Source organism: Heliomarina sp., assembly GCF_052826185.1.
The window spans coordinates 234204-248253 of sequence record NZ_JBRBUI010000054.1 but is presented as its reverse complement, the minus strand read 5'-3'; the positions used below and the strand labels follow the sequence as shown (position 1 = coordinate 248253).

At 61.4% G+C, this 14050-nt stretch carries 15 protein-coding genes; 7 read left to right on the top strand and 8 right to left on the bottom strand.

The genetic code is table 11. From position 1 onward, the window contains the following. Positions 1-4: 4 nt before the first annotated feature. Complete coding sequence (locus ACU0FH_RS19425; protein WP_446196384.1) at positions 5-880, bottom strand: branched-chain amino acid ABC transporter permease; 876 nt, start codon at positions 878-880, stop codon at positions 5-7. Positions 881-962: 82 nt separating this feature from the next. Beyond that, entirely contained in the window at positions 963-2135 is a 1173-nt protein-coding gene (locus ACU0FH_RS19420) for an ABC transporter substrate-binding protein (protein WP_446196383.1), read from the bottom strand. Between the two features lie 230 nt (positions 2136-2365). Here ACU0FH_RS19420 and ACU0FH_RS19415 point away from each other — a divergent pair, with 230 nt between their 5' ends. After that, entirely contained in the window at positions 2366-2788 is a 423-nt protein-coding gene (locus ACU0FH_RS19415; RefSeq protein ID WP_446196382.1) for a nuclear transport factor 2 family protein, read from the top strand. Between the two features lie 4 nt (positions 2789-2792). Here the strand turns inward: ACU0FH_RS19415 and ACU0FH_RS19410 are convergent, their stop codons facing one another. Together ACU0FH_RS19410 and mnmH are read right to left on the bottom strand one after the other, a co-directional pair. Continuing rightward, positions 2793-3503, bottom strand: a complete 711-nt coding sequence (locus ACU0FH_RS19410; protein ID WP_446196381.1) for a GntR family transcriptional regulator — start codon at positions 3501-3503, stop codon at positions 2793-2795. A gap of 122 nt (positions 3504-3625) precedes the next feature. After that, positions 3626-4681 (bottom strand): tRNA 2-selenouridine(34) synthase MnmH, encoded by a 1056-nt coding sequence (gene mnmH / locus ACU0FH_RS19405; protein ID WP_446196380.1) that lies wholly within the window; start codon positions 4679-4681, stop codon positions 3626-3628. Between the two features lie 99 nt (positions 4682-4780). Between mnmH and ACU0FH_RS19400 the strand changes: the two genes are divergently transcribed. Both ACU0FH_RS19400 and ACU0FH_RS19395 read left to right on the top strand, forming a co-directional pair. Beyond that, a complete protein-coding gene (locus ACU0FH_RS19400) occupies positions 4781-5263 on the top strand; it encodes a MarR family winged helix-turn-helix transcriptional regulator (RefSeq protein ID WP_446196379.1) in 483 nt (160 codons plus the stop codon). Positions 5264-5384: 121 nt separating this feature from the next. Continuing rightward, positions 5385-5822, top strand: a complete 438-nt coding sequence (locus tag ACU0FH_RS19395; protein ID WP_446196378.1) for a PACE efflux transporter — start codon at positions 5385-5387, stop codon at positions 5820-5822. A 90-nt stretch (positions 5823-5912) separates the two neighbouring features. On the opposite strand, the gene ACU0FH_RS19390 is transcribed toward ACU0FH_RS19395, so the two are convergent. Beyond that, entirely contained in the window at positions 5913-6731 is an 819-nt protein-coding gene (locus ACU0FH_RS19390; protein WP_446196377.1) for a VPLPA-CTERM sorting domain-containing protein, read from the bottom strand. A 361-nt stretch (positions 6732-7092) separates the two neighbouring features. On the opposite strand from ACU0FH_RS19390, the gene ACU0FH_RS19385 reads away from it, so the two are divergent. Beyond that, the gene (locus ACU0FH_RS19385) at positions 7093-7713 is read left to right on the top strand and encodes a hypothetical protein (RefSeq protein WP_446196376.1); all 621 of its coding nucleotides are present in this window, start codon (positions 7093-7095) and stop codon (positions 7711-7713) included. A gap of 43 nt (positions 7714-7756) precedes the next feature. Here the strand turns inward: ACU0FH_RS19385 and ACU0FH_RS19380 are convergent, their stop codons facing one another. Then, complete coding sequence (locus tag ACU0FH_RS19380; RefSeq protein WP_446196375.1) at positions 7757-9385, bottom strand: SulP family inorganic anion transporter; 1629 nt, start codon at positions 9383-9385, stop codon at positions 7757-7759. 573 nt (positions 9386-9958) lie between these two features. On the opposite strand from ACU0FH_RS19380, the gene ACU0FH_RS19375 reads away from it, so the two are divergent. Both ACU0FH_RS19375 and ACU0FH_RS19370 read left to right on the top strand, forming a co-directional pair. Beyond that, entirely contained in the window at positions 9959-10831 is an 873-nt protein-coding gene (locus ACU0FH_RS19375; protein ID WP_446196374.1) for an S-methyl-5'-thioadenosine phosphorylase, read from the top strand. Positions 10832-10956: 125 nt separating this feature from the next. Further along, the gene (locus tag ACU0FH_RS19370) at positions 10957-11586 is read left to right on the top strand and encodes a LysE family translocator (protein WP_446196373.1); all 630 of its coding nucleotides are present in this window, start codon (positions 10957-10959) and stop codon (positions 11584-11586) included. Between the two features lie 12 nt (positions 11587-11598). Here ACU0FH_RS19370 and ACU0FH_RS19365 read toward each other — a convergent pair whose 3' ends face one another. After that, on the bottom strand, positions 11599-11769 hold the full coding sequence (locus ACU0FH_RS19365) for a hypothetical protein (protein WP_198952261.1): 171 nt from the start codon (positions 11767-11769) through the stop codon (positions 11599-11601). Positions 11770-12027: 258 nt separating this feature from the next. On the opposite strand from ACU0FH_RS19365, the gene ACU0FH_RS19360 reads away from it, so the two are divergent. Next, complete coding sequence (locus ACU0FH_RS19360; protein ID WP_446196989.1) at positions 12028-12567, top strand: adenine phosphoribosyltransferase; 540 nt, start codon at positions 12028-12030, stop codon at positions 12565-12567. 67 nt (positions 12568-12634) lie between these two features. Here the strand turns inward: ACU0FH_RS19360 and ACU0FH_RS19355 are convergent, their stop codons facing one another. Beyond that, positions 12635-14050, bottom strand: coding sequence for an FAD-binding oxidoreductase (locus ACU0FH_RS19355; RefSeq protein WP_446196372.1), 1416 nt, complete (start codon positions 14048-14050; stop codon positions 12635-12637).

Genomic DNA, 14050 nt, shown 5'->3' with positions numbered 1-14050 from the left:
GGCGCTATACCTTTCTCAGCGCGGCGGTGCCGAACAACCCGTTCGGCCGTACCGCAAGCACCGCGATCAGCAGGGCGAAAACGACGATATAGGTATAGGACGACCCAAGGTAGGTGGTCACCAGCGCCTCGACCAGCCCATAGATGAACCCGGCGATCATCACGCCCGAGGCCGAGGTCATGCCGCCAAGGATCGCCACCGCAAAGGCCTTGATCCCGAACAGCGTGCCCATGTCAGAATGCACCGAGAACAGCGGCGCGATCAGCAGCCCTGCTACCCCGGCCAGCACCGCCGACAGCGCGAACGACCCGGAAATCATCGCCGTCGTATTGATCCCCATCAGCCGCGCGGCCTCGGGGTTCTGAACCACCGCCAGCAGGGCGCGCCCCTGCCGCGTGCGCCGGAACAGGACGTGCAGGCCAACCGCCAGTCCGACCGCCACCAACGGGATCAGCAATTGCTGCGGATAAACCCCGGTGCCGAAAATCTGCCAGGTCTGCTCCACCAGCGGCGACGGCAGGCTCCTGGGCTCGTTGCCAAAGGTGAACATCACCGCATTGTCAAGGAGGATCCCCCCCGCAACGGTCGCCATCAGCCAGGCCTCAGACCCGCGCACCGCGAAAGGCCGCACCAGCAACAGCTCGACCAGCATCCCCATCAGCGCGCATCCCACCAGCGCCATCGGATAGGCCACGATCACCGGCAGACCGGCCCGCTCGGTCAGAACATAGCCAAGCACCGCGCCGAGCATCACCATGGAACCTTGCGCGAAATTGACCCGCGAACAGACCGAATAGGTGATCTGGAACCCAAGTGCGATCAGACCGTACATGGCGCCAAGGCCAAGTCCGGTCACCAGTGCCGTTACGAATAATGTCATGTCCTGCTCCGGGACGGGGCCGCGTCACGCGCGGGGAATTGGTAAAGACCCCCGGTCAGGGACCGGGGGCCGAAGTTCACTCTCAGTCTGCAAGCGGAATGATCTGGCCGTCGACGAACTGCGAGAACAGGTAGTCGTTCGGACCCAGCGCATCCTGATTGTCGGGCGTGAACGGCGTGTCATAGGTCTTGATGACCCCCTCGACACCGCTGATGCCGTACATCGCCTCGCGGATCGCCGGACCTTCGGTCGATCCAGCAGCTTCGATTGCCGCCGCCAGCAGCAGAACCGAGTCATAGGCGTTGGCGATACCGGTCGCCGGGGTCACATCGGCCAGCGTCTCGATCTCGGGGAACATCTCCTGCAGTTTTACAAACAGCGGGTGTTCCGGGTCGGTGAACAGGAAGGTCTGGATAAAGTGGACCTTTTCACCGCTCACCCCGGCCAGCTCGGTGAAACGGCCGCCCGCCGGGCCCCAATGCGACGCAATCGGCACATCCCAGCCCATCTTGTCGAGCGACTTCACCACCTGCGCCGACGGCGCCACGTTCGCCACCATGAACAGCCCGTCCGCGCCGTTTTCCTTCAGCCGGGTCAGCTGCGGAACCACGTCCACATCGTTGCTCTCGAACTTCTCGATGCCCGCATGTTCCATACCGCGCGCATCAAGCGCCTTGAGCAGACCCTTTTCGTTGGATTCACCCCAAGGGTTGTTGATCAGGATCATCCCCGGCTTTTTCGCGCCATACTTGGTCACGAGGTATTCGGTGATCGCTTCGTCCACGATCTCGTCCACGGCCGAGACGCGGAAGACATAGTTTTCTTCGGCCCCGTTCTTGGTGATCGGCGTGCCCGCCGCCCACGGCCCGATAAACGGCACCTTGGCTTCGTTGGCGAACGGCACGATGGCCAGCGATACCGGCGTATCCAGCCCGCCGATCAGCGCCGCGACACCTTCGCGCTGCACCAGCTCACGCGCGGCGACAAGGCCCTTGCCCGGATTGCTTTCGTCATCGCGGCTCACCAGCTCCAGCTGACGGCCCAGCACACCGCCCTCGCCGTTGATCTTGTCGAGCGCCAGCATGATGCCGCGGGTGATCGCCTCGCCGGACTTGGCGGATTGTCCGCTCAGCGCGGCAACAAGGCCGATCTTGATCGGATCTTCCTGCGCGGCGGCAGGAACGGCGCTCAAAAGGCCAAGCGCGGCAGCGCCGGCCATCACGGTACGGCGGGTCAGGTTTAGTCGGACGGGCATGATCTATCTCTCCGATGAACAAGGCTTTCAGATGTCTCTTATGGCCGTTGCTGCACCTGCATCTGTCAAAGGCAACCGGTCCAGCGACCCACAAATTTCCCGCTTTCCCCGCCTCCTGCACAAGGATGAGGCAAATCGCATGCAATTTTTGTATGTAATTTTCGTATGCATCTGGCGGGAGCCCGGCCAGAGTGGCACAGTCGAATCACGCCGAGATGGAAAGGACCCCCATGACCGACACGATGATTCCCGATGCAGACAGCCTACCCGAGGAAGCACGGATCGTCCGCGATTACCTCGAAGCCTCGATGGTGCCCGATCCGGAACGCGCCGCGACCTACATGGCCAAGAACGTGACCATCACCTTTACCGGCGGCCGGGTGTATCACCACCCGTCAGGCCCGGCGGGCTTCAACGCGATGCGCTACAAATGGGTGAAAAAGGACATGCGCCAGTTCGACGTGGCACAGGGCGCCGAGGGCACCGTGGTCTATTCCACTGGCTACCTCTACGGCGAATGGCATGACGGCACCGCCTTTGAAGGCAACCGCTATGTCGATCGTTTCGTGGTCGAGGGAGGCAAGATCGTCAAGATGGACGTCTGGAACGACAGCGCCGAACGCATCCTGACGGCGCGCGGGATCGAGGCCTGACCGCTCAGCCGCTATCGCGCATTTTGCTTGCATAGGGTTCCAGCACGTCGAGATAGGAATACCCGCTGTTCTCGGCGCCCTTGAACTGCGCCCGGGCAGACACCGAATCCAGATGCGCGCGCGCGATCCCCTGCGCGCGCGCCACGTCGCCGGTCTTCAGCGCAGCCACGATGTCGCGATGTTCCTGTATGCCGCAGGTCGTCGAATGCGGCCGCGAGAATTGCGACAGGGTCAGCCCGCAGCGATAGGCGATCTCGTTGACATAGCGCGCCAGCACCGGGCTGCCGGTCAGTTCCGCCATCAGGATATGGAACTCGGTCGCCAGCCGGATCGAGATCGGCTCCGGCCCCGACTGCGCCTCTTCCTCGCGCCCGATATGCGCCATCAGCGCCTTTTCCTGCGCAGCCGTGAACCCTGTCGCCAGCCGCCGGATCACCAGATCCTCGACCTGCGCGCGCAACTCGAACAGGTCCTGCGCCTCTTCGAGACTGGGCGAGGCCACCGCCGCACCGCGATTGTGGCGCAGCTCGACCAGCCCTTCCGCTGCCAGCCGTTCCAGCGCCTGCCGGACAATCGTGCGGCTCGCGCCGAACCGCTCGCCCAGCGAATCCTCGGGCAGCTTCATCCCCGGAAGCAGCGCCCGCTCAAGGATTGCCGAGCGCAGCGCCACACAGATCATTTCCGACCGGTTCTTCTGGGGTTGCCGGGAGGTCATCTGCTATCCTGCCTGATTGTTCCGCCACCAAGGCTGGCACGTCCGCCCATCGCCCGCAACCTTGTCGCGGCCTCACCATAGGCCGGCGCCACGCCAACTGTCGCGAAATCCCCGGCCATCGCTCAGCCCATCCGCTCCAACATCTCGCAGATCCGCGCCGCCGTATCCGCCAGCACCGGCTCCGAGAGGTCTGGCAGGTCCAGCACCTCTGCCGGTTCGACACCGATCGCCTTGCGCGATTTCAAATAGGACGGATCGTAATGCTGCGCCATCAGCGCCCGCGTCACCCCGGCCTTGTCCCCCGCATCGATCATCGCGTTCCAGCCATCCACGACCTCGCCGCCGCGATGAGCGCGCAGAAAGGAGAGTTTATGGGTCAGCGTCTCGCCGTCCGAGAGGATATCGTCATAGGCCCGGACAAGGTACTGCGTCCGCGCCTCAAGCGGCACGCGCAACTCGATCCGGGGGGCGATCTTCATCGCTTCCCAGATGGTAGGCGGAATGATCCGTTCGCCGATCTTGCTCGATTCCGCCTCGACCAGCACGGGCCGCGCGGGGTCGAACCGGCACAACACCCCGGCAAGTTCGGATTCAAACGCTTTCTGGCTCGGCTGCCCGCCGGCCATCCCACCCAAGAGAGAACCACGATGCCCCGCCGCGCCTTCAAGGTCCAGCACCTGCGCCCCCAGATCCCGCGCCCGGTGCAACAGGTCGGTCTTGGCCGTACCGGTAAATCCGTCAAGCGCCACCAGCCGATAGGGCAGCACATCCTCGTACAGCATCCGGTTCACCAGCCGCCGATAGGTGCGATAGCCGCCCTCGATCACCTCTGACCGCCAGCCGATCTGCCCCAGCATCCACGCAAAAGATCCCGACCGCTGCCCGCCGCGCCAGCAATAGACCAGCGGCCGCCATCCCCCGTCATGATGCGACAGCCTTTCCTCCAGATGACGCGAGGCGTTGCGAAATACCAGCGCCGCCCCCAGCTTGCGCGCCAGAAACGGGCTTTGCTGCTTGTAGATCGTCCCGACCCGCGCGCGTTCCTCATTGTCGAGCACCGGCAGGTTGATGGCGCCAGGCACATGGTCCTCGGCAAATTCCGCCGGGCTGCGCACGTCGATCACGCAGTCATAGCCGTGGTTCAAAAGATCAATCAGAGAGTCGGATGTCAAAGCCATGTCCCGCTCTACCCTTCTGCTCCGGCAAGGGAAAGCCGGTTCAAACGGGCAATCATAAGCATACTTGCCAGTAATTCTGAAACCCGTCAGGATGAGCAAATGGAAATCTACGCGATGCCAGGCCACCTGATCCGGCGGCTCAACCAGATATCGACCGGGCTGTTCCTTGAACGGATGAATTCGCTCGGCCTGACGCTGACCCCGGTGCAATTCGCCGTGCTCTCCGCCCTCCGCCTGCATCCCGGCATCGATCAGGCCACCGTTGCGGGCCTTGTCGCCTATGACCGCGCCACCATCGGCAAGGTCATCGACAAGTTGGAAAACCGCGGGCTGCTCGCCCGCTCCACCGCCCGCCACGACCGCCGCGCCAAGGAACTGAACCTGACCGAGGCCGGGCACACGCTCTATGCCACCGCCCAGCCCCATGTGCTGGCAATGCAGCCCGACATGCTCGAAGGTCTGGACGAAGAAGAACGCGCGATCTTCCTGCGGCTTCTCGAAAAAGCCACCCTCGCCGCCAATGAACACAGCCGCGCGCCCCTGAAACTACGCGAACCCGACCCGCTGCTGCACCGGCGCTGATTTCGCTCCCCGGGGCCTTGAACCGCCCGTCGCGATGAATACATAGTCACCGCGTGAGGACGACCTCCCCCAGCAAGGGAAACCGGATCGGGACGGCCCGAAAGACAAAAAGGGCCCCGCCATGCGCAACACCAAGGACCGTATCCGCCACGCCATCCTCTTCGAAGTCATCGCTCTATTTCTGGTCGTGCCGCTGATCGCATGGATCTATGCCATGCCGCTCGACCATATCGGCGTCGTCGCCATCGTCAGCGCGACACTCGCGATGCTCTGGAACTATGTCTTCAACCTCGGCTTTGACCACCTGATGCGCCACCTGACCGGCAGCACTGAAAAATCCTTCCGCGTCCGCGTCGCCCATGCACTGCTGTTCGAAGGCGGCCTGCTGATGATCCTCGCGCCCTTTATCGCGTGGTATCTCGACATCAGCTTTCTGCACGCGCTGCTGATGGACGCGACCCTTGCCGTTTTCTACGTGCTCTATGCCTTCAGCTTCAACTGGCTCTATGATGTGGTGTTCCCGGTGCCGGGCACACCCGCTCCGGAACAGGCCAGCTAGTGCCCCACACATAAAAAAACCTGCCAAAACCTGGGTTTCGGCAGGCACAGTTACCATCCCGGCGGCATTAACCTGCCGCCCTTGTTACGTTCAGGCCCGGCGACGCCCCCGAACCAGGCCAAACGCCCCCATTCCAAGGAGGATCAGCGGAAGGCTTGCAGGCAGCGGCACCGGCGCAGGCGCTTCGAAGTCATAGGTTCCGTCAGCTTCGGTTCCCGAAATGGAAACCCAATCGACATATCCCGTTTCATCCGGGTTATAAGAACCGATACCAAGCGAAAGTCCGACAAGGCTCGCGTCGCTGAATTCAGCATCGAATTCGCTCAGCCATTCACCCAGCGTGTAATTCGGCGGCCCTGCAGCAGAAGATGCTACGCCAAACATACCGGTATTCCAGAAACGACCATCGTCCAGATCGATATTAGCAGTGACCCAATCGCCCTGCGTAGGCGTAATATAAGACTTTTCATCCACGCCCTGTGCATATGGTTCGTAAATCAGCTGCCCATAACCGTCACCGGCGAAACTCGCGCTGTAAAAGGCAAGCTTAAGCGAAGGCGCGGCAACCTTTCCGCCGGTATCGAACCAGCTATAGGAAAGGCTGAAATTGCCATTCAGAATGTCGGAGACTTTTCCGAAATCCTTGACTAGGCCGACCTCAGACTTGGCGGTATTGGTGCTGTCGGTCGTCAGCTTGACCGCGCCGGTGCCAGCCGGTTGATTATTCTCAAGATTGCCACCCATTCCCGCAAGATCGACAATCTCGAAATCGCCGCCCGGACGGGTATCGGTGCTTTGCCATCCCTGCGATCCGTCAAAGGTGGTAATAATTTCTGCGGACATTGCCGAGGTCGCCGTCGCAAGTGCAAGCACGGCACCTCCGACAAAAGTAATTGAAGTTCTTTTCACTGGTATAGCCCCATTATTAACATTCACACCCGGCACCCTTTCAGGACGAAAAGAACCGATCAAGCCTAAGTGAAAAATAAATATTTCAATTCGAAGTTGTTTAGAAAACGACTGTTTCCATATTGGGTAATAATACGGAGAGACTTAATAATCTAATTTCTGCGTTGCGGAAAATTTCGCTATCCAAAATCAATAATCAGCCACAAAGCGAATTTATTAATTACTTACAAGGCCAGCGCGCACCACCGGCAAAACACATGTCCCGTGAATCTCATCTACCCCACCGCCGAACATTCTCTTTGCTGCAGGACAACATCGCGATACGCTTTGCCTACATGGCCGCGACAGAGGAGTATCGCACATGAATTCCCGTCACATGTTTTCCCTTGCCTGCCTCGCCCTGCTGGCGAATGCGGCAATAGCTTCGGACAACCCTGACCAGTCCGCGATTGACGCCTGTATCGACAAACTCGCAGCCTCGGACCTGGCCAGCGCCCCCGGCGGCACCGTGCTGAACTCCAGCTTTTCGCAGGCAGGCACCGAGGTCATGCTCGAGGATGGCGGCGGCACGGTTTGGCGTTGCATCGCCTATGCCGACGGCACCATCGGCGTGCTCGAAGAAGCGACCGAAGAACAGGCCGAAGCCGCCCGCACAGCGCCGCAACTCGCCGACTTTCAGGAGGTCGTTAAATTCGACGCGGGCAGTTCAGGCACCACCCTGACCCGCACACTGGAACCCGGCGGGGCCTTCCAGTTCATTCTCGGCGCAGGGCAAGGCCAGCAACTTGATGTCAGCATAACACCCCAGTCTGGTGAGATGTACTACACCATCCGCAATCCCGACGACTCGATCCTGCTGGAGGGCACGGAGGCGGGCACCGCCTACTCAGGCACACTCCAGCAATCCGGCGATCATATCGTCGAAGTGGTCAACGAAACGGCCGAAGAACTCACCTACGATATTTCTTTCGAAATCGAGTGACGCAAAGGGCCGGAGGTCCCCCCGGCCCACGCCATAACCGGTCTCAGTGACCGCCCAGAATACCGGTGCGGACTGAATAATTCACCGCCAGCCCATAATCCGGATCGTCATCGCTATCGACAACCAAGTGCCCGGCCTTGTTCAGCAACCGGTGGCAATCGCGGCTCAGGTGACGCAGGACGATCTCCTTGCCGACCGCCTCGTATTTCGAGGCAACGGTTTCAATCGCCTGCAGGGCGGATTGATCGACAACCCGGCTGTCGGCAAAATCCACCACCACGACGCCGGGGTCACCCGCCACGTCGAACATCTCGACAAACCCGTCAGACGAGCCAAAGAACAACGGCCCCTGCACCGCGTAAACCCGCGCACCTTCGGGCGTCAGATGGGTCTTGGCATGGATGCGACGCGCGTTGTTCCACGCATAGGCCAAGGCCGAGACGATCACGCCCACGACCACGGCCACCGCGAGATCCTGCCAGACCGTCACGACCGTCACCAGCAGGATCACGAAAGCATCGGTCAGCGGCACCTTGCGCAGGATCTTGAACGAGTTCCACGCAAAGGTCCCGATCACCACCATGAACATCACGCCAACCAGCGCGGCCAGCGGGATCAGCTCGATCAGCGGCGCGGCAAAGAGGATAAAGATCAGCAGGAAAAGCGCCGCCGCGATGCCAGCGATCCGCGTGCGCCCGCCCGATTTCACGTTGATCATCGACTGCCCGATCATCGCGCAACCGCCCATACCGCCAAAGAAACCGGTGACCGTGTTGGAAATGCCCTGTGCCACGCATTCCTGGCTTGCCCCGCCGCGCTTGCCGGTGATCTCCCCCACAAGGTTCAGCGTCAGCAGGCTCTCGATCAGGCCGATGGCCGCAAGGATCACCGAATAGGGCAGGATGATCTGGAAGGTCTCCCAGTTCAGCGGCACCATCGGGATGTGAAAGCTCGGCAAGCCGCCCTGGATCGAGGCCATGTCGCCAACCCGTGGCACATCCAGCCCAAAGGCAATGACAACGGCCGCGACGATCCCGATCCCGGCCAGCGGCGCAGGGACAACCTTGGTGATGCGCGGCGTCACCCAGATGATCGCCATGGTCACGCCAACCAGCGCCAGCATCAACAGCAGCGGCCCGCCCGACAGCCACTCGCCGCCGCCCATGCCATGCCCGGTGTTTTCAACCGATCCCGGCACCTTGAACTGGCTCATCTGCGCAAGGAAAATCACGATGGCCAGCCCGTTGACAAAGCCCAGCATCACCGGATGTGGCACCAGCCGGATGAACTTGCCCCACTGCATGATGCCCGCGAATATCTGCAACAGCCCCATCAGGACCACGGTCGCGAACAGGTATTCCACCCCGTGCTGCGCCACCAGCGCCACCATCACCACAGCCAGCGCCCCGGTCGCGCCGGAAATCATTCCCGGACGCCCGCCGATACAGGCCGTGATCAGACCCACGATAAAGGCTGCATACAAACCCACCAAAGGGTGCACCCCGGCGACAAAGGCAAAGGCCACCGCTTCGGGCACCAGCGCCAGCGCCACGGTCAGCCCCGACAGCAGTTCGATCCGGATCCGCGACGGGCTGAGTTTTTCATCCGGCAGCAGTTGCAGATCGGAAATGGAGATACGTTTGGCAAATGACGCCAGAAGTGCCTTGGGCATGAAATGTCCTGAGATTTGACCGGTTTTGAGCAGGCGCATAAGCCATAGCGGCCAGGAAAGCCACCTTTGGCGGGCGGATTGTTGGCCCGAAAGGCCTATCTGCGGCCCCACGACCAACTTTCCGCGCGTTAAAGACCGCTCGATAACCATGCGCAGTAGCTGCCAAGAACCGAACGGACTGCTCATCAATCGCTAATATGACTTTGCAAAGAATCAATTCGAGAGGCGAGCCTGCGTCGCGGCTTGGAACGGGACCAACTTGGATCAATCAATCCAGTTGATCGAAGCGAGCAAAATGAATCAGATAAATTAATCCAACACGCGCCGCTATCGCTGGGAAAGAGATCGCCTGCATCCCCACGGCTGACGGAACGATAAATTAAAAATCTACCATGCCGCCAGTAGAAAACCCCGATCTGCCGCCGATGCTGCACTGCGGCGGTGTACAGGGGGTGTACGGATTGTGCACGGCCTGTGCATCGCCGCTGCACGGGTTCACCGAGCACGTTTCAGCGGTTGATTTCCCCGCAGCGGACAGCCACGATCCGCCCAAATCAAAGGAATGGGGCAGCTATGACCAAGACCAAAATCGCCGTGATCGGCGGATCGGGAGTCTATGACATCGACGGGCTGGAAGGGGCGGAATGGATCACGGTTGAAACACCTTGGGGCGCGCCGTCGGACCAGATCCTGACCGGCACGCTCAACGGAGTCGAGATGGCCTTTCTGCCCCGTCACGGTCGCGGCCATGTGCATTCGCCCTCCACCGTGCCCTATCGCGCCAATATCGACGCGCTCAAACGGATCGGCGCTACCGATGTGATCTCGGTTTCGGCCTGCGGATCGTTTCGCGAAAACATGGAGCCGGGCGATTTCGTCATTATAGATCAGTTCATTGACCGCACTTTCGCGCGTGAGAAATCGTTTTTCGGCACCGGCTGCGTGGCCCATGTAAGCGTCGCCCACCCGACCTGCCCGCGTCTCTCGGCGGCCTGCCTTGCAGCGGCCATCGACGCCGGGATCACCGTGCATGACGGCGGTACCTATCTTGCGATGGAAGGGCCGCAGTTTTCCTCGATCGCGGAATCCAGGATGTACCGCGAAAGCTGGGGCGCGGATGTGATCGGCATGACCAATATGCCCGAGGCGAAACTCGCCCGCGAAGCCGAGCTCTGCTATGCCTCTGTCGCCATGATCACCGATTTCGACAGCTGGCACCCCGATCACGGTGCGGTCGAGATTTCCGATATCATAGCGACACTTACCGGCAATGCCGACAAGGGCCGCGCCCTCGTCTCGCGCCTGCCTGCGCTGCTTGGCCCCGACCGTGAACCCTGCCCCGATGGCTGCGACCGCGCGCTTGAATTCGCGATTATGACCGCCCCGGAAAAACGCGACCCCGAACTTGTCGCGAAGCTCGACGCGGTGGCGGGCCGGGTTTTATAACCCGACCGGCCTCTCGCGCCCGCATCCAACCCGCGTAAAGCAGCCTCTTGCGGTCCGGACGCGCGGCGCGTTAGTCAATTCGCAATGGCCCGTGGCCTATTAGCCCTATCGCAAGGAATTCGGAAATGCCTCTCGATCTCTGGTTCGCCTTCCTGGCCGCCTCTACCGCTTTGCTGCTGCTGCCCGGCCCAACGGTGCTGATGGTGCTGAGCTATGCGCTCTCCAAAGGGCGCAGCGTGGCCATCGCCACAGCGCTTGGCGTCTGCCTTGGCGATTTTATCGCCCTGACCGCCTCGTTGCTTGGGCTCGGCGCGCTGGTGATGACCTCGGCAACGCTGTTCTCGATCCTGAAATGGGCCGGGGCCGTCTATCTCGTCTGGCTCGGGATCAAGCTGATCCGCTCAGCGCCCGAGGATGCGCTGCAATTGGACCGGCCCAGCCGGGACATCACGCCGGGTTCGGTATTTCGCCACGCAGCGACGGTTACCGCGCTGAACCCGAAATCCATCGCCTTCTTCATCGCCTTTGTGCCGCAGTTCGTGCGTCCCGGAGAGGCGCTGCTGCCACAATTCTCGCTGTTGATTGCAACCTTCGTGACCCTCGCCGGGCTCAACGCCATCGCCTATGCGCTGATGGCCGACCGCCTGCGCCGCCTGATCACCCAACCGCGCATTATCGCGAACATCACCCGTTTCGGTGGTGCAACGCTTGTTGCCATGGGCTGTCTGACGGCATTTATGCGGCGCCCGGTCTAGGAAAGGCAGAACCTACTTTGCCTTGTTTTCCTTCATGAATTCGCGAATGAAGCGACGGATCTCGCGGGCGGCGCTGGTGTCGAGCTCCTTGCAGAGCTCCACGAAGGCATCGCGTTCTTCCTTGCCAAGCCGCAGGATAAGCTGGCTGTTCTTCTTCGATGCCTTGACGTCTTTCTTCGACACTGCCTTCTCCCGCCCGGACCAGGTGACAACCGGATGTATATACATTGTATAGAGGTTGTAAATATAACTGACTCATAAACAATTTGCCGGGCAATGCAAATCCGAAGGCGGCGAAGTCGCCGCCCTGCCCCAAACGAGGCAAAGCGCCACCCCGAAACCACGCTGAGCCACGGCAATGTGCAAATGCCACCGCCCAAGCTTGCAAGCCGGGCCGGAATGCACCACACCAAGCGCGACCCGAGAGAAATCGAGACCCAGATGCCACCGTCAAAAACCGTTCAGGACTATATCCGCACCATCGAGAATTTCCCCCATGAGGGGATCATGTTCCGGGACGTGACAACGCTTTTCGCCGACCCGCGCGGATTTCGCATGGCCATCGACCAGATGCTGCACCCGTATGCCGGTCGCCGCATCGATAAGGTCGTCGGGCTCGAGGCCCGCGGTTTCATCCTCGGCGGCGCCATCGCACACCAGCTCTCGGTCGGCTTCGTGCCGATCCGCAAAAAGGGCAAGCTGCCGGGCAAAACGATCAGCCAAGATTACACGCTGGAATACGGTCAGGCGACAGTTGAAATCCACGATGACGCCATCGAGGCCGGCGAAACGATCCTCGTGGTCGACGACCTGCTCGCCACCGGTGGCACCGCCGCCGCCGGCATCAAGCTGATCGAAAAGCTGGGCGGCAAGATCATGTCCTGCGCTTTCATCATCGACCTCCCCGATCTCGGCGGTCGAAAGCTTCTTGAAGACATGGGCATGGACGTACACGCGCTCTGCGCTTTCGACGGCGAGTGATCGCGGCGCAAAATTCCGCAAGGAATTTTCCCAAGAAAATTGAATTTTCTTGGGCCCACCGCAGCCCTCACGCCCGCAGCACGGCCCCGGGGTTCATGATCCCCTGCGGGTCGAGCGCCGCCTTGATCGCGCGCATCGCCGCCAGTTTCACCGGATCGCCATAGCGCTCAAGATCTTCGACCTTGGCGCGCCCGATCCCGTGCTCTGCGCTGATCGACCCGTTCATCTCATGCACCAGCCCATGGATGATATCCTTGGCCTGCACCGCAATATTCTCATACTCGGAACGGTCGCGCCCGACAGCCGGGAAGATATTGTAATGCAGATTGCCGTCCCCAAGATGCCCGAAACAATTCAACCTGAAATCGCCAAGCGCGGCCAGCTTCTCCGGCGCTTTGGCAATGAAGGTCGCAACCGATCCAAGCGGCAGGGCAATGTCATTGCTGACGATCGAGCCGACCTTGCGATTGGCCTCCGGGATATGCTCGCGCATCATCCAGAAATCCACGGCCTGCGCCTCGGACTGCGCGATCAGCCCGTCATAGGCCAGATCGCGTTCCATCGCCTCGCCAAAGAGATCGCTCAGCGCCTCGACCGGATCGCTCCCCTTTGACAGCCCAAGCTCGACCAGCACGCACCATTCCGGCGCTTCCGACCAGGGCTGGCGCAGCTGCGGCAGATGTTCTGACAGGAAGTCGAACCCGTTGCGATGCATCAGTTCAAAGGCGCTCACCCCGTCGCCTACCTGCTCCTGTGCCAGCGCCAGCAGCTCCAGCGCCGCCTCGGGGGAATGCACCATCATCAGCGCCGTTCCCTTGGCCGCGGGCTGCGGCGACAGTTTCAGCGCGGCTGCCGTGATCACCCCAAGCGTCCCCTCGGCCCCGATCAGCAGATCGCGCAGGTCATAGCCGGTGTTATCCTTGCGCAGCCGCGTCAACCCGTGCCAGATGCGCCCGTCCGGCATCACCGCCTCCAGCCCAAGGCAAAGCGCCCGTGTATTGCCGTAGCGCAGCACGTTGACCCCGCCCGCATTGGTCGAAAGATTGCCCCCGATCCGGCAGGACCCCTCCGCCGCCAGCGACAGGGGAAAGAGCCGCCCCGCCTCGCGCGCCGCCGCCTGCACATCCGACAGGATCGCGCCCGCTTCGGCCACCAATACGTTCTCGGAAACATGTACCTCGCGGATCGCGTTCATCCGCTCCAGCGACAGCACCAGCGGCGCCGCCCCCTCGCCCAGCAACTGCCCAGCGACAAGGCCCGTGCCGCCACCATAAGGCACCACCGGCACCCGCGCCTCAGAGGCCGCCCCAACAAGCGCCGATACCTCTTCGACGGTACGCGGCAGGGCCAGAACGCCCGCCTTGCCATGATACCGGTCACGCGGTTCTTCAAGGTATCGGGGTTCGACGGGGCGAAAGACATCCGGGGACACCCGGCCCGAAAGCCGCTCCACGAATTGCGCATCTGCAGAGTTCAATTCCAT